Here is a 25352-nt window from a genome sequence, read left to right on the forward strand (position 1 = left end):
GGGACGCGGCGCAGATCCGCCCGCCCCGCCTCCGGATGCTCCGGCCCGGGGGCGAACTGCGCCCGCGGCGAACTAGTCTCGGTGACCGTGGCAGGACAGGCAGGCGCCCCGGGCGCATCGGCGTCGCTCGGGCAGCGCGCACTGAAACTGGTGCGGCGCGCCCTCGGGCTGGATGTCCCGCCCTCGGACCACACCATCGCGATTCTGCACAGCGACGAATCCGAGGTGCCGGGGCTCGATCGCCGGGAACGGGCGCAGCTCGACCGTATCCGGCTGATGGGCGCCACCGGCACGGTGCTGATGGCGATCAGCGCGCTCGGCATCGGGGCGCAACCGGTGCACCAGAATCCGACCTCGGGTATGCGGGTACTGGGCATCTTCGCCCGGGCGCACACCGGGTCACTCGCCATGTGCATGGTCGGCACGGTGACCGTGGTGCTGGCCTGGCTGCTGCTGGGCCGGTTCGCCGTCGGCGGCCTCGGCGGCGCTCCGCTGCACCGGCTCACCCGGCGTCAGCTGGACCGCACGCTGCTGCTGTGGATCATTCCGCTGTGCGTGGCGCCGCCGATGTTCAGCAACGACGTCTACTCCTACCTGGCGCAGAGCGAGATCGCCGCCCGCGGGATCGACCCGTACCTGGAGGGCCCGGTGGCGGGCCTGGGCATCGACAATGTGCTCACCAACAACGTGCCCAACATCTGGCGCGAGACTCCGGCCCCGTACGGGCCGTTGTTCCTCTGGATCGGGCACGGGATCGCCGAGATCACCGGCGAGAACATCCTGGCCGGAGTCTGGGTGCACCGGCTGCTGGCCCTGGCCGGAGTGGCGTTGATCGTCTGGGCGCTGCCGCGCCTGTCCATCCGCTGCGGGGTGGCGCCGGTCAGCGCACTGTGGCTGGGGGTGGCGAACCCGCTGGTGCTGTTCCACCTCATCGGCGGGGTCCACAACGACGCGCTCATGCTCGGGCTGATGCTGGCGGGGCTGGAGTTCATGCTGCGGGCGATCCACGGCGTACCCGGCGACGGCGGACCGCCACCACTCGACGGGCGGGGCTGGACACTGCTCGTCGGCGGGGCGGTCGTGATCAGCCTGTCCGCCTCCGTCAAGGTGACCTCGATCATCGCGCTGGGCTTCGCGGGGATGGCGCTGGCCCGCCGCTGGGGTCCGGGCCTGCGACAGATACTCGCCGCCGCCGGGCTGCTCGGACTGATCGCGGTCCTGGTCACCGTGGTGATCAGCACGGTGAGCGGACTCGGATTCGGCTGGCTGAACACCCTGAACACCGCGAGCGCGGTACGCAGCTGGATGTCGCTGCCCACAGCGCTGGGCATCATCACCGGATTCGGAGGCGTACTACTGGGGCTCGGCGACCACACCACCGCGCTGCTGAGCATCACCCGACCGATCGCGGCAGTGGTGGCGGGCTTCATCACGGTGCGGATGCTCGTCGCGACCTGGACGGGCCGGCTGCACCCGGTGGGAGCGCTGGGGGTTTCGCTCGGCGCCATCGTGCTGCTCTTCCCCGTAGTCCAGCCGTGGTACCTGCTGTGGGCGATCGTGCCGATGGCGGCGTGGGCGACGCGGCCGGTGTTCCGGGCGCCGGCGGTCGGCATCTCCGCGGTGGTCAGCGTGATCCTGATGCCGCGCGGCGCGGACCTCGAGGTGTTCCAGATCGTGGGGTCGGCGGTGGCCACGGTGATCGTCTCACTGCTGTTCATCGTGGTCACCCGGAACGCGCTGCCCTGGCGGGCGCCACGGGGGGTGTCGGCCCCGTCACAGGCGGCGGGGGCTTACGGTGGGACCTCGTGACCGCTTCCCGGGTGCCCGCCGTGCAGGTGGACCACGTCGCCAAACGCTACGGCGAGACGATCGCGGTGGACGGTATCGGTTTCGTGATCGAACCGGCGCAGGTGTTCGCCCTGCTCGGACCGAACGGCGCCGGCAAGACCACCACGGTGGAGATGTGCGAGGGCTTCGTCCGCCCGGATTCCGGCCGGGTCCGGGTGCTGGGGCTGGACCCGATCGCGGACTCCGAACAATTACGGCCCCGGATCGGCGTGATGCTGCAGGGCGGCGGCGCCTACCCCGGTGCGCGGGCCGGGGAGATGCTGGATCTGGTGGCCTCCTATTCGGCGAACCCGCTCGACCCGGACTGGCTCCTGGGCGTGCTGGGCCTGGCCGACTCCCGCCGGACCCCCTATCGCCGGCTGTCCGGCGGCCAGCAGCAACGACTGTCCCTCGCCTGCGCACTGGTCGGCCGGCCCGAGATCGTGTTCCTGGACGAACCGACCGCGGGGATGGACGCACAGGCCCGGATCCTGGTATGGGAGCTGATCGATGCGCTGCGCCGGGACGGGGTCAGCGTCCTGCTCACCACTCACCTGATGGACGAGGCCGAGGAGCTGGCCGATCATCTGGTGATCGTGGACCACGGGCGCATCGTCGCCTCCGGAACCCCCGCGGAGGTCACCGCGCACGGCGCGGCCGGTCAGCTGCGGTTCGCGGCGCCCCCGCATCTGGACCTCGAACTACTGCAGTCGGCGCTGCCCGAGGGGTTCGCTCCCAAGGAGACCAGCCCCGGCTCATATCTGGTGGAGGGCGAGATCAACCCGCAGGTCCTGGCCACGGTGACAGCGTGGTGTGCCCGGGTGAACGTGCTCGCGACCGATATCCGGATAGATCAACGCCGGCTGGAGGATGTCTTCCTGGAACTCACCGGACGGGATCTGCGCACATGATGCGATATCCCCGCCTCCGCGGACCGCGTCCGACAGCCCCGAAGGAGTGCCGTGACCAAGTCTGATCTGACGGCCAATCGGTTCGAGCCGGGTATCTTCGCTCCGGCGCCGCGGCCCGCGCCGCGACTCGCCATGTTGCTCGCGCAGACCAGGCTCGATCTGGTGCTGCTGCTGCGCAACGGCGAGCAGCTGCTGCTCACCATGTTCATTCCGATCACCTTGCTGATCGGTCTGGCCGTGCTGCCGTTCGGCGACATGGGTCCGGACAAGATCGACAAGATCGTTCCGGCGGTGATGATGGTGGCGGTGATGTCGACCGCGTTCACCGGGCAGGCGATCGCGATCGGGTTCGATCGCCGCTACGGTGCGCTCAAACGGCTGGGCGCGACGCCGCTGCCGCGCTGGGGAATCGTCGCGGGCAAGAGCGGTGCGGTCCTGCTGGTGGTGATCCTGCAGGCGGTGCTGCTCGGGTTGATCGGGGTGGCGCTGGGCTGGCGACCTACACCGCTGGGACTGCTGCTCGGCGCGGTCCTGATCGCGCTGGGCACGGCCACGTTCGCGGCGATGGGCCTGTTGCTCGGCGGCACGCTCAAGGCCGAAGTGGTACTGGCGCTGGCGAACATCCTCTGGTTCGTCATGCTCGGGATCGCCAGCGTGGTGTTCGCCTCCGACGAACTGCCCGCGGCAGTGCACACAGTGGTGCGGTTGGTGCCCTCCGGAGCGCTGGCGGTCGCGCTGGAACACGCGATGGCCGGCGGGGTCGACTGGCTGGGCGTGGGCGCGCTGATCGTCTGGGGTACCGCCGCGGGCATCCTCGCCGCCCGCTGGTTCCGCTTCGAATGAGCCACGACACGTTGTAGTAGTCCGGTTGCCGAGCGTTCCCGACCGCCCGCTACCATCGTGACGTGCTGTATCGCGCATTCCTGCGACTCGTCGACCGGCTGCCGTTGCCGTCGCGGCGCACCCAGCTCCTGATCGCCCTCGCGGTCATCGCCTCCCAGGCGGGGATCGCGGTGACCGGCGCGATCGTGCGGGTCACCGCCTCCGGCCTGGGCTGCCCCACCTGGCCGGAGTGCTTCCCCGGCAGTTTCACTCCGACCGGGGTCTCCGAAGTCCCGGGAATCCACCAGGCGGTGGAGTTCGGGAACCGGATGCTCTCCTTCGCCGTAGTGGTCTGCGCGGCGCTGATCGTCCTCGCGGTCACCCGTGCCCGGCGGCGGCGCGAGGTACTGGTCTATGCCTGGCTCATGCCCGCCGGCACAGTGCTGCAGGCGATCGTCGGCGGAATCACGGTGCTGTCCGGGCTGCTGTGGTGGACGGTCGCGCTACACCTGCTGGCGTCGATGCTGATGGTGTGGGTGGCGGCCGTGATGTATGCCAAGGTCGCCTCGCCCGACGACGGTGTCGACACCGTTCGCGCGCCGGCGCCGCTGCGCTGGCTCACCGCGCTGAGCGGGGTCGCACTGGCCGGCGTGCTCGTCGCAGGCACCCTGGTGACCGGCGCCGGGCCGCACGCCGGTGACAAGAGCATCGAGCGACCGGTCGCCCGGCTCGAGGTGGAGATCGTCACGCTGGTCCATCTGCACTCCCAGCTGCTCGTCGGCTACCTGGCCCTGCTGATCGGTCTCGGTTTCGGCCTCTTCGCCACCGGCATCACCAAGCCGGTGCGCGACCGCCTGTTCGTCCTGCTCGGCTTGGTTCTCGCGCAATCGCTGGTGGGCATCGTCCAGTACTTCACCGATGTCCCGGCCGCGCTGGTCGCGTTCCATGTCGGCGGCGCGGCGCTGTGCACTGCCGCGACCGCGGCCCTGTGGGCGTCCCTGCGTACTCGGGAACCGCTGCCCGCCGCGGTCTCGGAGACGAGCGCTCAACCGGTCTGACCGCACCGGAAAGCCGTGCGGGGCTGTCCGCAGCCGGCTCGACGGCGCTCGGTCCGAAGCGGTCGGACAGCAGACGAACCGCCCGCCGTACACCGTGCGTCGCCCGGGATCGATGCATCCGATGCCCGCATCCTGCCCAGCGATCCCGACGCCCCGAACCGCGGCGCCCGCACCGGTTCAGGCCCCGCTCGGCCCGTTCTGGTAACTGCGCGCGACCAGGGCGGAGGTCAGATACCACAGCCCGGTGGGGACCGCCGGGTCGAAACCGGTGAGCATCCGGACTCGTTTGAGCCGGTAGTCGAGCGTATTGGTGTGCATATGCATCAGCCGGGCGGTGCGCTGGCGGTTGAAATTGTTCGCGATGTGCTGGCGCAGGGTCTCCAGCAGTTCGGGATGCTCGTCCAGGGGATCCAGGATGGCGCTGAGGTGCTCGCGGGCCGGTCCCGGCCGGGTGATCTGGAACTCCAGGGCCAGATCGGAGAACCGGTGCAGTCCACCGTTGTCGGTGATGCGCTGCACGGTGTCGAGGAGTTCGTGGGCGCGATCGGTGGCGTCGGGGATATCGGCGGTCGCCGCGGTGACCACCGTGGCGACGACCGGTACCTGCGCGGCCTGCTCCAGCCGCGCGATCAGCTCGTCCAGCGCCTCGTCCGGGAAACCGTCCGCGGGCAGCAGCACCGTGCCACCGTCGATGCTGAGCAGTGACAGGGCCCGCTCGCCGCAGCATCCGGCCAGTTCGGCCTGGAGCCGGCGCAGTTTGCGCCGCGCGACGATACGGCCGTCGACCTGCGGGGCGGTTTCGTCCGGATGCGGCGCCACGGCCAGCGCCAGCACCTGGTACGACGCCGCGATCTCGATCCCGCATTCGCGAGCCATGGTGGCGGTGCTGTGCCCGCCGAGCAGCGCCGAGGTCAGTGTGTGCACCGCGGTGTGGTGTTCGGAGACCACGCCCCGGTACTCCCCCACATACGCCAGGGCCACCTCGGAGGTGATCGTGTCCAGGATCTCCAGCATCCGGCGGGCGGTGGCGACCAGGGTCGGCGAATCCGCCGGCCCCGCCGTGGCCATGATGCGATCGAAGCCGAGTTTGAAGCCTTCGTGAATGGCGTGGTTGATGGTGTCGATCGGGATGCCTTCGCGCGCCCATTCGGCGGCGGCCTCCCGCACCTGTTCGATCTTCTCCGGCAGCTCCCGGCCGTCGAGCCGGGACACCGTGAGTTCCAGGCACAGCCGCGTCACCGCCGTCACATCACCGTGGAGCGCGTCGCCCGGCAGGGTGCCGCACGGCGCGACGTTCTCGACGAAGTGACCGACCATCTGACGCGAGAGGGTCGCCACATCCCTCAGGTGGTTGGAAATCGGACGGCCGGACACCGTGAGTCTGGAACGGGTCGGACTACTGACCGTCATATCGGCTCCTTCTACCCCGGGGCTGACGCTCGAGGCCCTAACGGTAGCGCGAACCGGTTACTCGTCAGTAGTTTTTGTTGAGGAAACTGTTCGAGCTACCTGACGCCCGCGGGAGATGCCTGTGGGTGCTCACAGGCATCCGCGGCGGCGGTCACTTCTCGTTGCGCGCCTTCGGGAAACGCACCTGACCTGCCACCCAGCCCGCCATCTTGGCCCAGTGCCCGGTCCGCGGGGTGGTCCGCGACACCAGCTCCCGCTCCCAGCCGGCGGCGGCGGTCAGTCCGTCCACCGCGTCGACGAGAGCCTGCGCGGTGGCCGTATCGGCGACCATCCGGTCCCCCAGTACATCGTCGGAACCGACCAGGGTGACCCGCACGCCGCGGCGGCCCACCGGCTGCAGGACGGCCTCGGCCGAACCTCCGTGCGCGGCGACGAACTTGCGCACCGATTCGACGATCTCCTTCGGGGCGTCGACGGTGACGGTGGCGGAATCTGCACTCATGGCGAGCAGTTTACCGACGAGTAGGAGACCGTCGGCGGCCCCGTCCGAACCGCCTGCTCCAGCACTCGGACAGCATTCGCACGGATGCGCCGGACCCCCGCGCACCGCCCGCGGGCACCCGTGTAGAACTGGATCCATGCGCGCCATCCAGGTAGACCGGCACGGCGGTCCGGAAGTGCTGACCCTCGCCGAGGTTCCCGACCCGGAGCCCGGTCCGAATCAGCTACTGGTCGATATGGAGGCCGTCGGCGTCAATTTCATCGACACCTATTTCCGCACCGGCGCCTACCCGCGCCCGGCGCCCTACATCCCAGGTTCCGAGGGCACCGGCGTGGTCGCCGAAATCGGTTCCGAGGTCACCGAATTCGCGGTGGGCGACCGGGTGGCCTGGGCGGCCGGACCGAGTAGTTACGCCGCGCGCGCGGTGGTGGACGAGGCTGTCGCGGTGGCCGTGCCCGACGGCGTCGACCCGCCGGTGGCCGCCTCGGCACTGCTGCAGGGAATGACCGCGCACTATCTGATCGAATCTGTCTATCGCCCGGAATCGGGCGAGACGATCCTGGTGCACGCCGGCGCGGGCGGGGTGGGGTTGTTGCTCACCCAGTTGGCGGCCGCGCGCGATATCCGCGTGATCACCACGGTGTCCACCGACGACAAGGAGGCCCTCTCGCGCGGCGCCGGCGCCTGGGAAGTGCTGCGCTACGGCGATGATCTCGCCGACCGCGTGCGCGAGCTGACCGGCGGCGCCGGCGTCGCGGCGGTGTACGACGGGGTGGGCGCTGCGACGTTCGACGCCAGTCTGGCTTCGCTGCGCGTGCGCGGCATGCTGGCCCTGTTCGGTGCGGCCAGCGGGCCGGTCCCACCGGTGGACCTGCAGCGGCTCAACGCGGCCGGTTCCGTATTCGTGACACGCCCCAATATCGCCCACTACACGCGCGATCGCGCCGAACTGGACTGGCGAGCAGGCGATATCTTGGAGGCCGTCGCCGACGGCTCGCTCACAGTCCGGATCGGGGCGACCTATCCGCTGGCCGAGGCCGAGCGCGCGCATCGCGATCTGGAGAGCCGCCGAACCACCGGTTCGATCGTCCTGCTCCCCTGATCGGACGCCTGTTGTTCCGCGGGGGCATTCCGGCGGAACACGGCGTGCCGGCCGCCACGCTCGGACACAGCGGACGCCGGGCGTGGATCAGTAGTCGCGGCCGGCGAGCCCACGGTTTCGGCGCCATCGAGGATCTGCCGACCCCGCCCGGCATCCACTCGTACGCCGTGGCCCGGCCGGGTACGGCGGTCGGCGGAGCGGCGATCCGGTCGCCGGCACCGAGGCGGGATCAGCCGAAGAAGACGTCGCCGAGAGTGGTCCAGCCGAGCACCGAATCGACGGCCAGGCCACAGAACACCACCGCGAGATAGTTGTTGGACTGCAGGAACAGGCGCAGCGGCTTCACCGATTCACCCCGCCGCACCCCCGCGTAGAGCTGATGCGCCATCAGCAGGAACCAGGCACCCGCGACCAGCGCCACCGCCGTGTAGATCACCCCGGTGGCCGGGACGAGCGCCAGGGTGGTCAGCACGGTCAGCCAGGTGTAGATGACGATCTGCTTGGTGACGGTCTGTTCGGTGGCCACCACCGGCAGCATCGGCACGCCGGCCGCCCGGTAGTCCTCCTTGTACCGCATGGCCAGCGCCCAGGTGTGCGGCGGCGTCCAGAAGAAGATCACGCCGAACAGCGCGAGCGCGGGCCAGCCGATGGTGCCGGTCACCGCCGACCAGCCGACGAGGGCCGGCATACAACCGGCCGCACCGCCCCACACCACGTTCTGCGAGGTACGTCGCTTCAGGCCGAGCGTGTAGACGAAAACGTAGAACAGGATGGTCGCGACCACCAGTACGCCACTGAGCAGGTTGGCCTGCCACCACAACCAGGCGAACGAACCGATCCCCAGCACGACACCGAAGACGAAAGCATGCGACGTCGGTACCGCGTCCCGGGCCAGCGGCCGTTTGGCGGTCCGCTTCATCACCTTGTCGATATCGGCGTCGGCGACACAGTTGAGAGTGTTGGCGCTGGCCGCACCCATCCAGCCGCCGAACAGGGTGGCCAGGATCAGCCGGATGTCGATCTCCCCGCGATCGGCCAGCAGCATGGTGGGAATGGTCGCCACGAGCAGCAGTTCGATCACCCGGGGTTTGGTGAGCGCGATATAGGCCAGCGGGCGGCGGGCGATCTGGGCGAGCTTCTCGCTGCCGAGGACGCGGTCCGCGGGTGCCGGGGCGGAATCGTGGGCGCCGCCGACCCCCGTGTCATGACCGATCCGCACTATCTCTCCTCGCACGCTGTGCTTCGCATCCGGTTGGGAACGAGCAGCGCGCGGCTGCGACGCGGCTACTACTACGCACGATGGTAGACCCACGCCGGGGGTGCGCCGCCGCTCGCCCCCGCGCGCGGGGCACACCGGCGTGGGCTCGGTCACGCCGCGCCCGGGGCGGTAGCGGGAAACAGCGGCTCACGGATCTTGCCGGGGGCCGTGCGCGGGGGCGGCCCGGCGCAATTAGGGTAGGGGGTGTATGCGGCGCCACAGTCACCGCGCCGTACCGTTTCGCTACCCTGCCCGCCCCTTTTCGACGCCTCGAAATGTCAGGAGAAACACGGTCGTGTCAGTGACAGACGACATCCGCGCCCTCACCCAGCCGAACCTTCCGGACGACTGGACGGATCTGGACACCAAGGCTGTCGACACCATCCGGGTCCTCGCCGCCGACGCGGTCCAGGCCGCGGGCAACGGCCATCCGGGCACCGCGATGAGTCTCGCGCCGCTGGCCTACACACTGTTCCAGCGCACCATGCGCCACGACCCCGCCGATCCGGAATGGGTCGGCCGCGACCGGTTCGTCCTGTCCTGCGGTCATTCCAGCCTGACCCTCTACATCCAGTTGTATCTGGCGGGCTTCGGGCTCGAGCTCGACGATCTGCGCAACCTCCGCAAGTGGGGTTCGCTCACCCCGGGCCACCCGGAGTACCGGCACACCAAGGGTGTGGAGATCACCACCGGCCCGCTGGGTCAGGGTCTGGCCTCCGCGGTGGGTATGGCGATGGCCGCCCGGCGCGAACGCGGCCTGTTCGATCCCGAGACCCGGACCGGCGCCAGCCCCTTCGACCACCACATCTACGTGATCGCCTCCGACGGCGATATGGAAGAGGGCGTCACCTCCGAGGCCTCCTCGCTCGCCGGCACCCAGCAGCTGGGCGATCTCGTGGTGATCTACGACGACAACAAGATCTCCATCGAGGACGACACCACCATCGCCTTCACCGAGGACGTGGCGGCCCGCTACGCCGCCTACGGCTGGCACGTCGAGATCGTCGAGGGCGGCGAGGACGTCGTCGCGATCGAGGCGGCGCTCGCCGCGGCCAAAGCCGAGACCGGCAGGCCCTCGCTGATCCTGCTGCGCACCATCATCGGCTATCCGGCCCCGAACAAGATGAACACCGGCGCCGCGCACGGCGCCGCGCTCGGCGCCGACGAGGTCGCCGGCACCAAGCGCGCCCTGGGATTCGATCCCGAGCAGAGCTTCCAGGTGGACGACGAGGTCATCGCACACACCCGTAAGGCCGCGGAGCGGGGCGCGCGGGCGCACGCCGAGTGGACCGTCGAATTCGACGCCTGGGCCCAGCGCGTGCCCGAGGGCAAGGCACTGTTCGACCGGCTGTTCAACGGTCAGCTGCCCGACGGCTGGGCCGACGACCTGCCCACCTGGGCGCCGGACGCGAAGGGCCTGGCCACCCGTAAGGCCTCGGCCAAGGTGCTCGCGACACTCGGCCCGGTACTGCCCGAGTTGTGGGGCGGCTCGGCCGACCTCGCCGAATCGAACAACACCACCATCCCGGATTCGCTGAGCTTCGGACCGGAATCCATCTCGACCGGGATGTGGAAGGCCAGCCCCTACGGCCGCACCCTGCACTTCGGTGTGCGCGAGCACGCGATGGGGTCGATCCTCAACGGCATCGCCCTGCACGGGCCCACCCGCCCCTACGGCGGCACCTTCCTGGTGTTCAGCGACTACATGCGCCCGGCGGTCCGGCTGGCCGCGCTGATGCGGGTCCCGGTGACCTACGTCTGGACCCACGATTCGATCGGACTCGGCGAGGACGGCCCGACCCACCAGCCGATCGAGCATCTGGCCGCGCTGCGCGCGATCCCGGGCCTGTCCGTGGTGCGTCCCGGCGACGCCAACGAGACCGCGTACGCCTGGCGCACCGTGATCGAGAAGCACAGCGGCAAGCACAATTCGCCGTTCGTCTCGAGCGACGCGGTCGGCACCGGCGGTCCGGCCGCTCTCGCACTGACCCGCCAGGACCTGCCCGTACAGGAGGGCACCAGCCTGGAGGGCGTCGCCAAGGGCGGTTACATCCTGGCCGAGGCCTCCACCGGAGTTCCCCAGGTGATTCTCATCGGCACGGGCTCCGAGCTGCAGCTCGCCGTGGCCGCCCGCACTACGCTGGAAGAGCAGGGCATCGGCACCCGGGTGGTCTCGATGCCGTGCGTGGAGTGGTTCGACGCGCAGGACAAGGCGTATCGGGACGAAGTGCTGCCCCCGGCGGTCGCCGCTCGAGTCGTCGTCGAGGCCGGTATCGCGATGCCGTGGTACCGGTTCACCGGTGACGCGGGCGAGATCGTCTCGATCGAGCATTTCGGCGCCTCGGCCGATCACAAGACCTTGTTCCGCGAGTTCGGCTTCACGCCAGAGGCTGTCGTGGCCGCTGCGCAGCGCACGCTCGACAACGTGAAGGGATAAGGGTTCATGGCACAGAACGAGAACATCGCCGCCCTGGCCGCGGCCGGAGTGTCGGTCTGGCTCGACGATCTGTCACGCGATCGGATCAACTCCGGCAACCTGGCCGAGTTGATCGCGACGCGCGGAATCGTCGGAGTCACCACCAACCCGACCATCTTCCAGGGCGCCCTCAGCAAGGGCCACGCCTACGACGAACAGGTCCGCGAGCTGGCCGCCCGCGGCGCCGATGTCGACGCCGCGATCCGCACCATCACCACCGATGACGTCCGCGCGGCCTGCGATGTGCTGGCCCCGGTGTTCGAACGGACCGGCGGTGTCGACGGCCGGGTCTCCATCGAGGTCGACCCGCGGCTGGCCTTCGACGCCGACAAGACCGTGGCCCAGGCCGTGGAACTGTGGAAGATCGTGGATCGGCCGAATCTCTTCATCAAGATCCCGGCCACCGAAGAGGGCCTGCCCGCGATCACCGCGGTGATCGCGGAGGGCATCAGCGTGAACGTCACGCTGATCTTCTCCGTGCGGCGGTATCGCGCGGTGATGGGCGCCTACCTCGACGGTTTGCGCAATGCCCGGGTCGGCGGACACGATCTGGCCAAGATCCATTCGGTGGCGTCGTTCTTCGTCTCCCGGGTGGACACCGAGATCGATAAACGCCTCGAGGCCATCGGCACGCCCGAAGCGCTGGCACTGCGCGGTAGAGCCGGTGTGGCCAACGCTCGTCTGGCCTACGCCGAGTACGAGGACGTCTTCGCGTCGAGCGGCAAGCACGCCTCCACCTACGCTCATCTGGCCTCGGCCGGCGCCAACCGGCAGCGGCCGCTGTGGGCGTCGACCGGGGTGAAGAACCCCGACTACTCCGACACCCTCTACGTCACCGAGCTGGTCGCGGCGAACACGGTGAACACCCTGCCGGAGAAGACCCTCGAGGCCGTCGCCGATCACGGGGAGGTCCGCGGGGACACCGTCACCGGCACCGGTGCGGAAGCGGCCGAGGTGTTCGAGCAGTTGCGCGCGGCCGGAATCGATCTCGACGATGTCTTCGTCGTGCTCGAACGCGAGGGCGTGGACAAGTTCGAGAAGTCCTGGGAGGAACTGCTGGAGGCCACCACGGCTGAGCTGCAGTCAGCGGGAGGTAACTGACCGAGATGGTCGGCGCTCCGGAGAGCACAGAGACGGCATCCGGCACCCCGTGGCGTAATCCGCTGCGGGACGGCCGCGACAAACGGATTCCGCGCATCGCGGGCCCGTGCAGCATGGTGATCTTCGGGGTCACCGGAGATCTGTCCCGGCGCAAGCTCATGCCGGCCATCTACGATCTGGCGAACCGGGGGCTGCTGCCCCCGGGTTTCGCGCTGGTCGGCTTCGCCCGCCGGGAGATGTCGGACCAGGATTTCGGCGAGATCGTGCACGACGCCGTGCGCGCCCACGCCCGGACCCCGTTCCGCCAGGAGGTCTGGGACCATCTGGCGGAAGGGTTCCGATTCGTCCAGGGCACCTTCGAGGACGATGCGGCCTTCGACCGGCTCGCCGGCACTCTGTCCAAGCTCGACACCGAGCGGGGCACCGGCGGTAATCACGCCTTCTACCTGTCGATCCCGCCGAACACCTTCCCGGTCGTATTGGACCAGTTGCACCGGCACCGGCTCACCAACACCGCTGACGCGTCGGGACCGGCGCCGTGGCGGCGGGTGGTGATCGAGAAGCCGTTCGGACACGACCTGTCCAGCGCGCGGGAGTTGAACGCGCTGGTGAACCGGGTGTTCCCGGAGGAGACGGTGTTCCGGATCGATCACTATCTCGGCAAGGAGACGGTGCAGAACATCCTGGCGCTGCGTTTCGCCAACCAGTTGTTCGACCCGATCTGGAACGCCAACTACGTCGACCACGTGCAGATCACCATGGCCGAGGACATCGGTCTCGGCGGCCGGGCCGGCTACTACGACGGAATCGGCGCCGCCCGCGACGTCATCCAGAACCATCTGCTGCAGCTGCTCGCGCTCACCGCCATGGAGGAGCCGATCAGCTTCGAACCCCGGCAGTTGCAGATGGAGAAGATCAAGGTCCTCTCCGCCACCAAACTCGTGGAACCGCTCGACGAGACCACCGCCCGCGGCCAGTACGCGGCGGGGTGGCAGGGCGGCCAGGAAGTGGTGGGTCTGCTGGACGAGGAGGGTTTCGATCCGCAGTCGCGCACCGAGACCTACGCCGCGCTCACCCTGGAGGTCGATACCCGCCGCTGGGCGGGGGTGCCGTTCTATCTGCGCACCGGTAAACGCCTGGGCCGCCGGGTCACCGAGATCGCGGTGGTGTTCAAACGCGCCCCGCATCTGCCCTTCGATCAGACCATGACCGAAGATCTCGGCGAGAACGCGCTGGTCATCCGGGTGCAGCCGGATGAGGGCATCACCATGCGGTTCGGCTCGAAGGTGCCCGGATCGTCGATGGAAGTGCGCGATGTGAACATGGACTTCAGTTACGGCGAGGCGTTCACCGAATCGTCCCCGGAGGCCTACGAGCGGCTGATCCTGGACGTCCTGCTCGGCGAACCCTCGCTGTTCCCGGTCAATGCGGAGGTCGAATTGTCCTGGCGCATCCTGGATCCGGTGCTCGCGCACTGGGCCGCCGACGGTAAACCCGAACAGTACGAGGCCGGTACCTGGGGCCCGGATTCGGCCGACGCGATGCTGGCCCGCACCGGCCGGGAATGGCGGCGGCCGTGATCATCGATATCCCCGGCACCACCACCGGCGAGGTCACCAAACGCCTGGTGCAGCTGCGCGAGAGCAACGGCGTGATCACCATGGGCCGGGTGCTGACCCTGGTGGTGTGCACCCTGGACAGCTCCGAGGCCGAGGACGCCATCGACGCCGCCAACGACGCCAGTCGCGAACACCCCTGCCGAGTGGTGGTGCTGGCACGCGGTGACCGGTTCGCCGAGACCCGGCTGGACGCGCAGATCCGGGTCGGCGGCGACGCCGGCGCGGCGGAGGTGATCGTGCTGCGGTTACAGGGGGAGCTGGTGAGCCACGAGAGCAGCGTGGTCATCCCGTTCCTGCTGCCCGATACCCCGGTGGTGGCGTGGTGGCCGCGGGGCGCCCCGGAGTTCCCGTCGAAGGATTCGGTGGGCCGGCTGGCGACCCGGCGTATCACCGACGCCACGTTCGCCCCCGATCCGCAGACGACCATCAAGAAGCGCCACGGCTCGTATGCGCCCGGCGATTCCGATCTGGCGTGGAGCCGGATCACCTACTGGCGGGCCCTGCTGGCCGCGGCGTTGGACGAACCGCCGTTCGAGCCGATCGAATCGGTGACCGTTTCGGGTCTGCGCGAGGAACCCGCCCTCGATATCCTCGCGGGTTGGCTGGCCGGGCGACTCGGTTGCCCGGTGCTCCGCAAGACGGGGAACCTGCGGGTCGAACTGCGCCGTCCGTCGATGTCCATCGCCATCGAGCGCCCGCAGACGGGTGTCACCGCCACGCTGACCCGGACCGGCGATCCCGACCAGCGAATAGCCCTGGCGCGCCGGGAAACCCGTGACTGTCTGGCCGAGGAACTGCGGCGGCTGGACGCGGATGAGATCTATGCCGAGGCCCTGGCCGGAATCGAAAGGGTGACCTATGACCACTAGCTCCGAGGCCACCGTCGATGTCCATCCCGACGGTGACGCCCTGACCTCGGCGGCGGCCCGCCTGTTCGTCGACGTCCTGACCGCCGCCCAGGCCGCGCGCGGTTCCGCGTCGGTGGTGGTGACCGGCGGCGGCACCGGCATCACCCTGTTGGAGAAGGTGCGCGACAACCCGGGCGACCTCGACTGGTCGAAGGTCGATGTGTTCTGGGGCGACGAACGTTTCGTCCCGGCCGGTGATCCCGAACGCAACGAACTGCAGGCGCATCGGGCGCTACTGGACCACGTCGCCGTGGACCCGGCCCGGATCCACACGGTCGCGACCTCCGACGGTGAATACCCCGACCCGGTCGAGGCCGCCGCCGAGTACGCGACCGCGGTCCGCGCCCATCTGAGCGCGCACGGCAGCTTCGATCTGCATCTGCTCGGTATGGGACCGGACGGCCATATCAATTCGCTGTTCCCGCACGCCGCGGCCGTGGACGAGGAGCACGAACTCGCCGTCGCGGTCACCGACTCCCCCAAACCGCCCCCGGTGCGGGTCACCCTGACCTTCCCGGCGATCCACCGGTCCCGGCACGTGGTCCTGGTGGTCTCCGGCGGCGGCAAGGCCGAGGCCGTGGCCTCCGCCTTCAAGGGTGCGGCGCGCACCGAGATCCCCGCGGCGGGTGCGCACGGCACGGAATCCACCACCTGGCTCCTGGACGCCGACGCGGCCGCCGGCCTGCACTAGCCGACTCACGGTTCGATCGATACCCCACCCCGGACAGGAGCGCGGCCGCTCAGGTGGCCGTCCCGGGCCGGGCCGCTGCCAGACCCAGCGATCCCACCAGGTCGAGCATTTCGGCGTGGTGCAGCGCGGCCGGGTTTCGGGCCACCGGGTGGATGTGCCCGTCGATTTCCAGCGCCACCAGACCGTGCATCCGGCCCCACACCCGCAATGCGAGCGCCGCGGCGGCGGGAGACACGTCCGGAAGGTCTTCCCGGATCTTCGCGACGTAGTCGGGTTGCAGGTCCGACCATGAGTTCTCGGTGTTTCCGGGCGGCCGATCGTCGCGCTGTGCGGCGGCCACCAGACGGGTGAGTTCGCGGCAGACGCGGCGCGCGGTCCGATCCACGGGCCCCTCCTCGGGCGGATGGTAGCCGGGGATCGGTTGTCCGTAGAAGAGCCGGAAGCTCTCCGGATGCGCCAGCGCCCATTCCCGCAGCGCCCCACCCCAGGCCACCAACCGGCCACCCGGGTCGTTCCCGGGGACAGCATCGACCGCGGTCTGCAGCGCTTCCGCCAGGGATCCGCCGATTCCGCTGATCAGGGCTGTGATCAGATCGTCTCTCGTCGGGAAGTAACTGTAGATCGCGCGTGCGGTCATGCCCATCTCACGCGCGATTCCGCGCAGCGAGATCGCGCCCGGGCCATCGTCGGCGAGCTGCCGCAGCGCAATGGCCTCGATCTCCCGAATGGTTTCCGCTCGCAGTCGCTCCCGGCGACTCGGCACGCTCGCCGCGGAGCGGTTGTCGACCTTGCTCATCTTGACAGGATACAGAGTGTCGATACTCTTATCCGTGTCATTACTACACGCCGTGTCCAAATGGGAGATCGCATGTCCGCTTATGTCATCGTCAATGCCGAGGTCCTCGACGAAGAAGCCGGTTGGGCCTACGCCCCGGTCGCCCAGAAATCGATACTCGAACACGGTGGGCGCTATCTGGTGGCGGGTCCCACCGACGAACCGGTGGAAGGCGCCTGGGACGCCCCGCGGATCCTGATCATCGAGTTCCCCGATATGGATCGAATCCGGCAGTGGTACGACTCCCCCGACTACCGGCGGGCCCGGCAGATCCGGGACGGCAAGGTCCGGGTGCAGATGCTGTTCACCGAAGGCTCGCCCCCCGAGGGCTTCTCGCTCCCGGCCTGATCGCACCGTCGGATCCGAGCACCCGGGCTACCCGTCAACGCTCTGATGCCCGCCCGACCACGACGGCGATCACCAGAGCGGAGGCGACCAGGGCACTGCCGGCCCGGATCGGATATCGGCGGTTCCCCCTTCCGCTCGGAGCCCGACCCGCGACACCTGGGGCGGGGACGCCGCTGAATCCCCGGATACACGTTTAGGCTGGTGGCGGTGAGGATCAGGTGAACGCGCAGGAGGCCGAGCAGCGGTTCCGCGCGCAGATCGCGGCGCTGCGGCCGCCCTCGTCGATATCGCCCGATAGCGTCCTGACACAAGGGATCACCGGGCCGGACTGCCTGAACCTCTTCGAATCGCAGGTACTGAGCAGACAGGTCGATCTGGCGGCCCGCCGGTTGGGCGCGAGCGGGCGCGGCTTCTACAGCATCGGGTCGTCCGGCCACGAGGGGAACGTGGCGCTCGCGGCAGCCACCCGGGTCACCGATCCCGCGCTGCCGCACTATCGTTCCGGCGCCTTCTTCGTCCACCGGATGCGGCAGGCGGGCGGCCGCGACCCGGTGCGCGACATCCTGCTGGGCGTGGTGGCCGCCGCGGCCGACCCCATCTCCGGTGGCCGGCACAAGGTATTCGGCAGCGCGGCGGCGAATATCATCCCGCAGACCTCCACCATCGCCTCGCAACTGCCGCGCGCGGTGGGTCTGGCCTTCGCGATCGAGCGCGCCGATCGGCTCGGTGTCGCGTGCCCGTGGCCGGCGGATGCGGTGGTGCTCTGCGGTTTCGGGGATGCCTCGGCCAATCATTCGACCGCGGCGGGCGCGATCAACACCGCGATCCACACCGCGCATCTGGGAGTCGCGGCGCCGGTGCTGTTCGTGTGCGAGGACAACGGGATCGGGATCAGCGTGCCCACCCCGCCCGACTGGATCGAGCACGCCTACGGGCACCGGCCGGGCCTGCGTTACTTCAGCGCGGACGGCTGCGACCTCCTCGACGCCGTCACGACCGCCACGGCGGCGGTGGACTGGGTACGCGCACACCGTCGCCCGGCCTTCCTGCGTCTACGCACGGTGCGACTGTTCGGCCACGCCGGTTCCGATGTGGAATCCGCCTACCGCGACACCGCCGGGGTCGACGCCGACCTCGCGCGCGATCCGCTCACCGCGACCGCACGGCTGCTGGTCACCGCGGGTATCCGCACGCCGCGCGAACTCCTCGGCCACTACGACCACCTCGCCGAACAGGTGGCGGCCACCGCGGAAGACGTATGCCGGGAACCGCGACTCGCCGCCGCCGCCGCGGTGCTCGCACCACTCGCCCCGGCCCGCCCGGACCTGGTGCGCGCCGACGCACTACGCCAGGGTCCACCGGGGTCACCGGCCGCCGGATCCCCCACCGCATCGCAGCCGGTTCGGCTGCCGACGGCCGGCGACGCCGGACCGGCCGCCGGTACGCGGTCGCCGGGCTCGGAGACGCTGGCGCAGGCGATCAACCGCACGCTCGCCGAACTCCTCGCGCGGGACTCCGATCTCCTGGTCTTCGGTGAGGACGTCGGCCGCAAAGGCGGGGTCTACGGGGTGACCAAAGGTTTGCGCACACGGTTCGGCCCGCGCCGGGTGTTCGATACGCTGCTCGACGAGCAGAGCATTCTCGGCACCGCGCTGGGCGCCGGACTCGCGGGTTTCGTCCCGATTCCGGAGATCCAGTACCTGGCCTATGTGCACAATGCCCTGGACCAGCTGCGCGGCGAGGCCGCGACGCTGTCGTTCTTCTCGGCGGGCCGCTACCGCAACCCGATGGTCGTCCGGATCGCCGCGTACGGCTACCAGCGTGGTTTCGGCGGGCATTTCCACAATGACAATTCCGTTGCCGCGCTGCGGGATATCCCGGGCGTGGTGGTGGCGTCGCCGTCGCGCCCCGACGACGCCGCGGCCGTGCTGCGCACCTGTGTCTCCGCCGCCAGAGTAGACGGGCGGGTCTGCGTCTTCCTCGAGCCGATCGCCCTCTATCACACCCGCGACCTGTACGAACAGGACGACGGAGACTGGGCGACACCCACTGCCGACCCGACGCATGTGCCGATCGGCCGGGCCCGCGTCTACGGCGACGGAACGGACCTGACGATCGTCGCCTTCGCCAATTCGGTCCCGATGAGCCTGCGGGTCGCCCGGCGGCTGGCCGCGCGGGGCGTCCGCGCCCGCGTTCTCGACCTGCGCTGGTTGTCGCCGCTGCCCGTCGCGGATCTGCTGCGGCACGCGGAATCCACCGGCCGGGTCCTCATCGCCGACGAAACCCGGCGCAGCGGTGGGGTATCCGAATCGATTTGCGCGGCGCTCATCGACGCCGGATTCACCGGGCACGTCCGCCGGGTCACCAGTGCGGACAGTTTCATCCCGCTCGGCCCGGCCGCCGCGACGGTACTGCTGGGCGAAGCCGATCTGGAGGCGGCCGCCCTCGCCGCTGTCGAAGGAGCCTGAAGTCGGTTGGCCGGTCGACGACGCCGCGGACCGTCGGATATCGAAGACGACCTTCACCCGCCCGGCCGGTCACTCGCCCGCAAGCGGCCTTCCTGCACTGCGCGAGGCGGTCTACCCGGCGCCTGGTCGGCCACTGCTGGTCTCAGCGGTTATGGACCCGGATTGGCCCGTTGGCATTTCCGGACCGGCGCTGGGCGCCTTCGATCAAGGTGACGACCAGGTCGGCCAACCCCCTGGCGCCCTCCGGATCATCGGCCGGCCGCTGGAGTTGGGCGAGCGGACCGACCTGGTCGAGCACGATGTCCGCCGCGGCGAGCACGAAGGCCAGGGTCAGCAGGGCCGAGCGGGCGTTGCCGTCCGGGAAGGGATGGAAGAAGCACACGTCCAGGTAGGCGCGGGCCGCACGCGACGCGACCGGCAAAGCGGAGTCCCGGCTGCCGGCCAGACAGGCGTCGAACCGCGCGGGGGTGTCCGCGTCGAGCCCGTAGCGCTCTCGGCCGCCCTTGGCGAATGCGGGACCGTCACGAAACGGCATGCAGGACATGCCCAGAACGGTCCGTTGCCATCCCGCGACCAGTCCGAAGTCGAGGGTCCTGCCGGCGGCGGCATCCGCGCGCACCTGCTCGTATGCGGCCAGCAGCCGCTGTGCCCGGCGGGGCTCACGGGCGCACTCGACCGTCGTGATCCGATGGGCGATCCCATCGCGCCGTGCCCGGACCGGGCCCCGCGGCCAGCCGCGGCCGTGCCGGATATCGTGCCAGCGCACCTGCTCGCGGATCTCGTACCAGTTACGCAAGTGGTCGGTCACGGGCCTGGTCCACCGGGTACGCCGTGGCGGCGCGGGCGATGCGCTCGGCGATATCATCCACCACGGTCTCGGCGGGTCCGACCCAACTGCCGAATCGGCCGCCGATCGCTTCGTCGACCAATCGCTGTGCGCTGTCGCCGGCGACGCCCCAGCGCGCCGAGAACCAGGTCAGCACCTGCGCGCAGTGCCGGTACCAGGCGTCGCCCGCACCCGTGCGATCCACCACATGGTGCACAAGCTGCACCGTGCCGCGCTCCCAAGCCTGGAACCGGTCCGGATCCGAAAGCCCGGCCAGCGGATATCGGTCGAAGCGCGTGGCCAGATCTTCCAGCCAGCCGCGCCATTCGAGCAGCGCCGCGGTCACCCGGGCGACGGTCTCCGCGGCGCCGGTGATGGAGTCTGCCGGGCAGCACCAACTGCTTACCGGACCTCCACCGAAGTCGCCTTCGTCCAGCGCCCAACGCCATCCGGTGGCCCAGCGCCCGTACTGCTCGATCAGTGCCCGCGTCATGGAATCCGCCCACGCCTCGCCCGCGTCGTGCGCCCAGTCGCGGACCCGGCGGTCGGCGGCGCCTCCCGAAGGACGTTTCGGCACAGCCGAAGCCGGGCCCAGCCCCCGGATGGTGTCGCGCGCTGCGGCGGCGTCGAACGGATGGCGACTCGGATCGACCTCGTCCCAGGTAAGCACCCACGGTGCCGAGCGGTAGTCCACCGGGCGAGCATGCCATGGCGCACGCGCACGCTCCCTCCGATTCCGGCCGGATGGTTCGACAGGTGCGACGTGGGACGAATCCGGTGAGCGAGCCGACATCGGATCGGTTCGCTCACCGGAGGTCAGCGCCCGGCTGCGGTGAGGTCGTAGACCGTCACCCCGTCGACCTCGGTGGCCGTGAAGGTGTCCTGAACCCACTGGTTGATCCGCGAGGCTTCCGATTCCGAGCGTGCACCCGGTCCACCACCCTGTCCGCCTGCGACGAAGTAGTGGATCTCCCCGTCGGCCACGTACTGCTGGAACTGTGCCAGCGTGGGGGACGGATCGCCGCCGCCGAAGCCGCCGATCGCCATCACCGCAACGTCGCCGGCCAGCTGATAGTCCGCCGCGTTCATCGAACTCACCGCGGCTGCCGCCCAGGTGTAGGAGTTCGCGTCCCGCTGGAGCAGGGCCGTGACGGCTTCGCTGCTTCCGGCGCGGCCACCGGTGCCCCCGCCGCCGCCCCGGCCGGACGCACCCGCCCCCGCACCGGGCCGCCCGTCGGATTGTCCGGCTGTTCGCCCGTTCGCGCCGCCTGCCCCCTCGGCCGGTCCCGCACCGGCGGGCGCCCCGCCGGGTTCGGCACTCATGTCACCCGGGGCGGCTCCCGGACCTCCCGGCGGTCCACCCATTCCACCGGGGCCGCCCGACCCCGTGCTCGGACCGGCGAGCACGATCGATCCGGTATGCGCGGTGGCAAGGGTGTCGACGGTGTAGGCGACCGGTCCGGCCAGCCCGACGAACAGCGCCGCCAGCGCCGAGACCACGGCGACTTTCCGGGGCGCCGGAAATGCCACCGCCACAGTGGCCGCTAGGCCGACGGCCAGCACCAGCCAGCGCAGCCACGGCACGAAGCCGTCGGTCCGGCCCAGCAGTATCCAGGCTGTCAGAGCGGTCAGCGCCACTGTCCCCGCCAGGACGAGACGCACTCCCCACCGGTCCCGCTCGCGCCAGACCGCGACCCCGCCGACTCCGGCGGCCGCGGCCACCGCCGGGGCCAATGCGACGGTGTAGTACTGATGGAAGGTTCCTTCCATCAGACTGAACACCAGTCCGGTGACCAGCCCCCACCCGGCGAACAGCAGCAGCGTCGCGCGTCGGCGATCGGTACGCGCGGCCCTGCCGCGCAGCGCGATCGCCGTCAGCGACAGGATCAGCGCGGCCGGGATCAACCAGGCGATCTGACCGCCGACCGACGCACCGAACAGCCGGGTGATGCCCGCGTCGCTGCCGAACCCACCACCCCTGCCGCCCGGCCCGCCGCCGCCGGAGCTGAGCCGGTCGAGCCCGTTGTACCCGAGCGTCAGTTCGATGATCGAATTGTGCTCCGAACCACCGAAATACGGCCGCGCGGTCGCGGGCCACCATTGCGCGATCAGAATCCACCAGCCCGCCGCGACCACCATCGCCGCGCCCGCGGCGAGCAACTGCGCGATCCGTTTCCCGAGTTTCGGCGGCCCGGCGAACAGATAGACCAGTACGAGCGCGGGCAGTACCAGCAGCACCTGCAACTGTTTGGCCAGGAATCCGAATCCGACGAAGGCGCCGCACAGTACGAGCCAGCGCCAGCGCCCGTCCTCGACGGCCCGGGTCAGCGCCCACACCGCCGCGATCATCAGCAGTACGAGCAATGCGTCGGGGTTGTTGAACCGGAACATCAGCGCCGCGACCGGGGTCACCGCCAGCAGCAGCCCGGACAGCAGGCCGGCGGTGGCGCCGAACGAGCGCCGCACGGTCGCCCACAACAGCGCCACCGACGCGACCCCCATGAGCACCTGCGGCGCCAGCATGCTCGCACTGCCGAAGCCGAACAGCCGTCCCGCCAGCTCCATCGGCCACAAGGCGGCGGGGGTCTTGTCCACGGTGATGGCGTTGGACCAGTCCGAGGAGCCGAAGAAGAACGCCTCCCACGATTTCGTGCCCGACTGCACGGCCGCCGCGTAGAACGAGTTGGCGAACCCGTTGGCGGTGAGATTCCAGAAATAGGCCACCGCCGTCCCCACCAGCAGGACGGCGAGCGCGATCTTCTCCCAAGGGGTCCGCCGGCGGACGGGCGTCTCCGGCAGCACCGCGGGCGGACGGCGCGTCATCAGCGTGGTCATCGCACCACCTCCGGCTCGGGACGGCCGCTGCCGTGGAAGCTGCTCGATTTCTCGGTCATGGAAACCACGATCGACCGTGATGCTCCCTCTCTCCTGGGCGCAGGCTGGGAACACGCTGGGAGTCGGCCGGTCCGCGCGCCGGGACACAGCGGATTCGCAGGCTGTTGGCAGGGCGCCTCGAGGCGGGCCGCACACGATGGGCATGTCGGACGGGGTTCGCCCCGGCCGGTGGTCTGAGGGTCAGACCACACAGAGGAGGAATATCCCGCAATGCGCAAGATGATGAAGTCGAAGCTCGCGAAGGCGGCCGTGATCGGCGGTGTCGGACTGGGAACGGTAGGCCTCGGGGCAGGCGCGGCGAGCGCACAGCCGGGCCCGGATCAGCATCAGAACCAGCCGCAACAGAACCAACCCCATCAGGACCAGCATCAGCAGGACCAGCACCACCGGGACGATCACGCACCGAACCACCCCGGCGGGCACGGCTTCTGGTCCTTCGACCGGTGGATCCCGCTGCCGTGGTGACCCGCTAGCAGTGCGATGCGCGATCGGACCGATCGCGCGACCCGGCCCTGTGGAGGAGATCCGTCGTCACGGACCTTCCGCAGGGCCGTTCTCGTCCGGATCGGAGATCGGCAGCGGAGAACGCGGCCGGTTCGCCGCCGAACGGACCGTTTTGGGCGAATTCCGGTGTGGCCGTGACTGTTATCGGGCACGATCTGGTCGTGTGATGATCAGACGAGTTCGTGAAGCCACCCTGCTCGCCGTGTCCGCCGCGGCAATGACGTTCGCCCCCCTCACCGCGGCGCCCGCTGTCGCCGAAGCACCGTTCACCCCACCCGTGGTCACCTTCGAGGGCACCGCACCGGGCACGGTGACGGCGACGCTGCACAACCCGAACGACCGGGGCCAGTGCTGGGCGGAGGCCGGCGTCGGCCCGGAGAACAATCACTTCTTCTTCGGTGAGTCCAAACCGGAATCGCTGGCCAACCCCGGTCAGACGGTCGTGACCTCGTTGACGGGGCTCGACTCGGGGTCCACGATCACCGCGCGGGGAGGTTGTGCGGACACCAGCCCCGCCGGGGGCTACGAGTTGGGCGAAACGGTGACGGTCGCCGTCCCCTAGCGCCCGCGCCGGCGGCCCCGCTGGGATGTGACGCGCCGCTCGGGCTCCTCCCGGGCGGCGTGAGGTCGGAGCTCAGCGAGTCGTCCGAACCGGCGGGCGCCCGGGCGGCGAGTCCGGGCACCGACTCCCCAGCGCCCGCGCTCGTCCGCTCGATACAGCAGGGCTCGACGAGCACGCGATCTCGTCGTTCAGCGCGACACCGACCAGGTCCGGCGCGCCACGCGCGCGAAATTCGCCCCGAGCACCGCGCCGATATCGTCGTCCGACCAGCCCCGGCGGGACAGATGATCGCCCAGGGTGACGAATATTTCCGGGGGCATCCAGCGAATCGGCCCCCAGCGGGTGTAGGACTCGTCGAAGAACTGGGGGCGGGCGCGCACCTCGGCCAGGAAATCCTCGGCGTCGAAGGAATGGTCGGTGCTCACACCCACGTGGTCGATGCCGACCAGCTCGATCGCGTACTCGAGATGCCGGGTCATCGCCTCCAGCGTCGGAGTGTTGGGCCCGAGGAAGATCCCGACCCCGGTGATCCCGACGACCCCGCCGGTCTCCGCACAGGCCTTCGCCTGATCGTCGGTGATATTGCGCGGATGGTCCCAGACCGACCGCATACACGAATGGCTGTACACCATCGGCAGCGCCGAGACCTCGCTGATGTCCAGGCCGGTGCGCGCACTGCAGTGCGAACCGTCCGGCACCATCCCGGCGACGTTCATCTCCCGCACCAGCTCGCGCCCCCAGGCCGTCAGCCCCTGATCGTCGGTGTCCAAGCAGCCGCAACCGGCCCGATTGGCGTGGTTGTAGGTGGGCAGCAGTGTCCGCACTCCCAGCTCCACGAAGGCCCGCAGGTTGTCCAGATCCCCGTCGAGGGGCCCGGAATCCTCCAGATCGAACGCGATGCCGATCCGCCCCGCCGCACCGGCGCTATCGATATCGTCCACCGTCGACACCAGCGCCAGCTCCGGATGCCGGCCGATAGCGGACCGGTAATCGTGCAGCAGCGCCACCGAATCCGCGAAGGTCTGCGGGGAGTAGCCCACGTTCACCGATACGAAGGTCGGCCCGCGCCGGCGGAAGCGCGCCAGCTCCCCGACATCGGTACCGAGCTGCAAGGGCAGGCAGGCATGCTGATCCCAGAGCAGTGTCATGGTTACCCATCCTGCCCGCCCGGCGGACCGGCGCGGGGATCCCGGTGCCGCGCCGCACCACTTCGCCCCGCGAGGCTACGC

At 69.8% G+C, this 25352-nt stretch carries 22 protein-coding genes; 13 read left to right on the top strand and 9 right to left on the bottom strand.

The features are described from left to right. Positions 1-87: 87 nt before the first annotated feature. The 4 genes from mptB (at position 88) to OG804_RS12110 (ending at position 4618) form a co-directional block, all read left to right on the top strand. Complete coding sequence (mptB, locus tag OG804_RS12095) at positions 88-1809, top strand: polyprenol phosphomannose-dependent alpha 1,6 mannosyltransferase MptB (RefSeq protein WP_442941804.1); 1722 nt, start codon at positions 88-90, stop codon at positions 1807-1809. Then, positions 1806-2738, top strand: a complete 933-nt coding sequence (locus OG804_RS12100) for an ABC transporter ATP-binding protein (RefSeq protein ID WP_328396921.1) — start codon at positions 1806-1808, stop codon at positions 2736-2738. The genes mptB and OG804_RS12100 overlap by 4 nt, the downstream gene beginning before the upstream one ends. A gap of 51 nt (positions 2739-2789) precedes the next feature. Then, entirely contained in the window at positions 2790-3581 is a 792-nt protein-coding gene (locus OG804_RS12105) for an ABC transporter permease (protein ID WP_328396923.1), read from the top strand. 62 nt (positions 3582-3643) lie between these two features. After that, positions 3644-4618 (top strand): COX15/CtaA family protein, encoded by a 975-nt coding sequence (locus tag OG804_RS12110; RefSeq protein WP_328396925.1) that lies wholly within the window; start codon positions 3644-3646, stop codon positions 4616-4618. Positions 4619-4795: 177 nt separating this feature from the next. On the opposite strand, the gene OG804_RS12115 is transcribed toward OG804_RS12110, so the two are convergent. Continuing rightward, positions 4796-6028 (bottom strand): PucR family transcriptional regulator, encoded by a 1233-nt coding sequence (locus OG804_RS12115; RefSeq protein WP_328396928.1) that lies wholly within the window; start codon positions 6026-6028, stop codon positions 4796-4798. A 151-nt stretch (positions 6029-6179) separates the two neighbouring features. Next, entirely contained in the window at positions 6180-6530 is a 351-nt protein-coding gene (locus OG804_RS12120; RefSeq protein WP_328396930.1) for a hypothetical protein, read from the bottom strand. A 136-nt stretch (positions 6531-6666) separates the two neighbouring features. Here OG804_RS12120 and OG804_RS12125 point away from each other — a divergent pair, with 136 nt between their 5' ends. Then, complete coding sequence (locus OG804_RS12125) at positions 6667-7632, top strand: quinone oxidoreductase family protein (RefSeq protein ID WP_328396932.1); 966 nt, start codon at positions 6667-6669, stop codon at positions 7630-7632. A gap of 229 nt (positions 7633-7861) precedes the next feature. Here the strand turns inward: OG804_RS12125 and OG804_RS12130 are convergent, their stop codons facing one another. After that, complete coding sequence (locus OG804_RS12130; protein ID WP_328398343.1) at positions 7862-8758, bottom strand: heme o synthase; 897 nt, start codon at positions 8756-8758, stop codon at positions 7862-7864. 427 nt (positions 8759-9185) lie between these two features. On the opposite strand from OG804_RS12130, the gene tkt reads away from it, so the two are divergent. From tkt to pgl, 5 genes are read left to right on the top strand one after another with little or no spacing between them, the layout of a single operon-like run. After that, positions 9186-11327: a transketolase gene (tkt, locus tag OG804_RS12135; protein WP_328396934.1), complete on the top strand. Its 2142-nt coding sequence runs from the start codon at positions 9186-9188 to the stop codon at positions 11325-11327. Between the two features lie 6 nt (positions 11328-11333). Further along, on the top strand, positions 11334-12467 hold the full coding sequence (tal, locus tag OG804_RS12140) for a transaldolase (RefSeq protein ID WP_328396936.1): 1134 nt from the start codon (positions 11334-11336) through the stop codon (positions 12465-12467). Between the two features lie 5 nt (positions 12468-12472). Beyond that, a complete protein-coding gene (gene zwf, locus OG804_RS12145) occupies positions 12473-14047 on the top strand; it encodes a glucose-6-phosphate dehydrogenase (RefSeq protein WP_442941807.1) in 1575 nt (524 codons plus the stop codon). Further along, a complete protein-coding gene (gene opcA, locus OG804_RS12150) occupies positions 14044-14955 on the top strand; it encodes a glucose-6-phosphate dehydrogenase assembly protein OpcA (RefSeq protein WP_328396938.1) in 912 nt (303 codons plus the stop codon). Before zwf ends, opcA begins: the two co-directional genes overlap by 4 nt. After that, positions 14945-15685 (top strand): 6-phosphogluconolactonase, encoded by a 741-nt coding sequence (pgl, locus tag OG804_RS12155; RefSeq protein WP_328396939.1) that lies wholly within the window; start codon positions 14945-14947, stop codon positions 15683-15685. Before opcA ends, pgl begins: the two co-directional genes overlap by 11 nt. Positions 15686-15734: 49 nt before the next feature. Here the strand turns inward: pgl and OG804_RS12160 are convergent, their stop codons facing one another. Next, positions 15735-16481, bottom strand: coding sequence for a TetR/AcrR family transcriptional regulator (locus OG804_RS12160; protein ID WP_328396941.1), 747 nt, complete (start codon positions 16479-16481; stop codon positions 15735-15737). Between the two features lie 72 nt (positions 16482-16553). Here OG804_RS12160 and OG804_RS12165 point away from each other — a divergent pair, with 72 nt between their 5' ends. Continuing rightward, entirely contained in the window at positions 16554-16868 is a 315-nt protein-coding gene (locus OG804_RS12165) for a DUF1330 domain-containing protein (protein ID WP_328396943.1), read from the top strand. Between the two features lie 218 nt (positions 16869-17086). Next, positions 17087-19336: a thiamine pyrophosphate-dependent enzyme gene (locus tag OG804_RS12170; protein WP_442941808.1), complete on the top strand. Its 2250-nt coding sequence runs from the start codon at positions 17087-17089 to the stop codon at positions 19334-19336. Between the two features lie 142 nt (positions 19337-19478). Here the strand turns inward: OG804_RS12170 and OG804_RS12175 are convergent, their stop codons facing one another. The 4 genes from OG804_RS12175 to OG804_RS12190 form a co-directional block, all read right to left on the bottom strand. Beyond that, positions 19479-20144, bottom strand: a complete 666-nt coding sequence (locus OG804_RS12175) for a Fic family protein (RefSeq protein WP_328396945.1) — start codon at positions 20142-20144, stop codon at positions 19479-19481. Beyond that, a complete protein-coding gene (locus OG804_RS12180; RefSeq protein WP_328396947.1) occupies positions 20125-20856 on the bottom strand; it encodes a hypothetical protein in 732 nt (243 codons plus the stop codon). The genes OG804_RS12175 and OG804_RS12180 overlap by 20 nt, the downstream gene beginning before the upstream one ends. Before the next feature lie 122 nt (positions 20857-20978). Next, the gene (locus OG804_RS12185) at positions 20979-22997 is read right to left on the bottom strand and encodes a glycosyltransferase family 39 protein (RefSeq protein WP_328396949.1); all 2019 of its coding nucleotides are present in this window, start codon (positions 22995-22997) and stop codon (positions 20979-20981) included. A 240-nt stretch (positions 22998-23237) separates the two neighbouring features. Then, entirely contained in the window at positions 23238-23480 is a 243-nt protein-coding gene (locus OG804_RS12190) for a hypothetical protein (RefSeq protein ID WP_328396951.1), read from the bottom strand. A 247-nt stretch (positions 23481-23727) separates the two neighbouring features. Here OG804_RS12190 and OG804_RS12195 point away from each other — a divergent pair, with 247 nt between their 5' ends. Further along, positions 23728-24123 (top strand): hypothetical protein, encoded by a 396-nt coding sequence (locus OG804_RS12195; protein WP_328396953.1) that lies wholly within the window; start codon positions 23728-23730, stop codon positions 24121-24123. A 188-nt stretch (positions 24124-24311) separates the two neighbouring features. Here OG804_RS12195 and OG804_RS12200 read toward each other — a convergent pair whose 3' ends face one another. Beyond that, on the bottom strand, positions 24312-25271 hold the full coding sequence (locus OG804_RS12200) for a dipeptidase (RefSeq protein WP_328396955.1): 960 nt from the start codon (positions 25269-25271) through the stop codon (positions 24312-24314). Positions 25272-25352 lie beyond the last annotated feature (81 nt).

The sequence above is a fragment of the Nocardia sp. NBC_00416 genome (assembly GCF_036032445.1).
Taxonomy (GTDB): domain Bacteria; phylum Actinomycetota; class Actinomycetes; order Mycobacteriales; family Mycobacteriaceae; genus Nocardia.

Bases quoted from the DNA above. Each gene is read 5' to 3' on its own strand.
- OG804_RS12115 (WP_328396928.1), bottom strand. From the start codon at position 6,028: ATGACGGTCAGTAGTCCGACCCGTTCCAGACTCACGGTGTCCGGCCGT.
- OG804_RS12120 (WP_328396930.1), bottom strand. From the start codon at position 6,530: ATGAGTGCAGATTCCGCCACCGTCACCGTCGACGCCCCGAAGGAGATC.
- OG804_RS12125 (WP_328396932.1), top strand. From the start codon at position 6,667: ATGCGCGCCATCCAGGTAGACCGGCACGGCGGTCCGGAAGTGCTGACC.
- tal (WP_328396936.1), top strand. From the start codon at position 11,334: ATGGCACAGAACGAGAACATCGCCGCCCTGGCCGCGGCCGGAGTGTCG.
- zwf (WP_442941807.1), top strand. From the start codon at position 12,473: ATGGTCGGCGCTCCGGAGAGCACAGAGACGGCATCCGGCACCCCGTGG.
- pgl (WP_328396939.1), top strand. From the start codon at position 14,945: ATGACCACTAGCTCCGAGGCCACCGTCGATGTCCATCCCGACGGTGAC.
- OG804_RS12160 (WP_328396941.1), bottom strand. From the start codon at position 16,481: ATGAGCAAGGTCGACAACCGCTCCGCGGCGAGCGTGCCGAGTCGCCGG.
- OG804_RS12165 (WP_328396943.1), top strand. From the start codon at position 16,554: ATGTCCGCTTATGTCATCGTCAATGCCGAGGTCCTCGACGAAGAAGCC.
- OG804_RS12185 (WP_328396949.1), bottom strand. From the start codon at position 22,997: ATGACCACGCTGATGACGCGCCGTCCGCCCGCGGTGCTGCCGGAGACG.
- OG804_RS12195 (WP_328396953.1), top strand. From the start codon at position 23,728: ATGATCAGACGAGTTCGTGAAGCCACCCTGCTCGCCGTGTCCGCCGCG.
- OG804_RS12200 (WP_328396955.1), bottom strand. From the start codon at position 25,271: ATGACACTGCTCTGGGATCAGCATGCCTGCCTGCCCTTGCAGCTCGGT.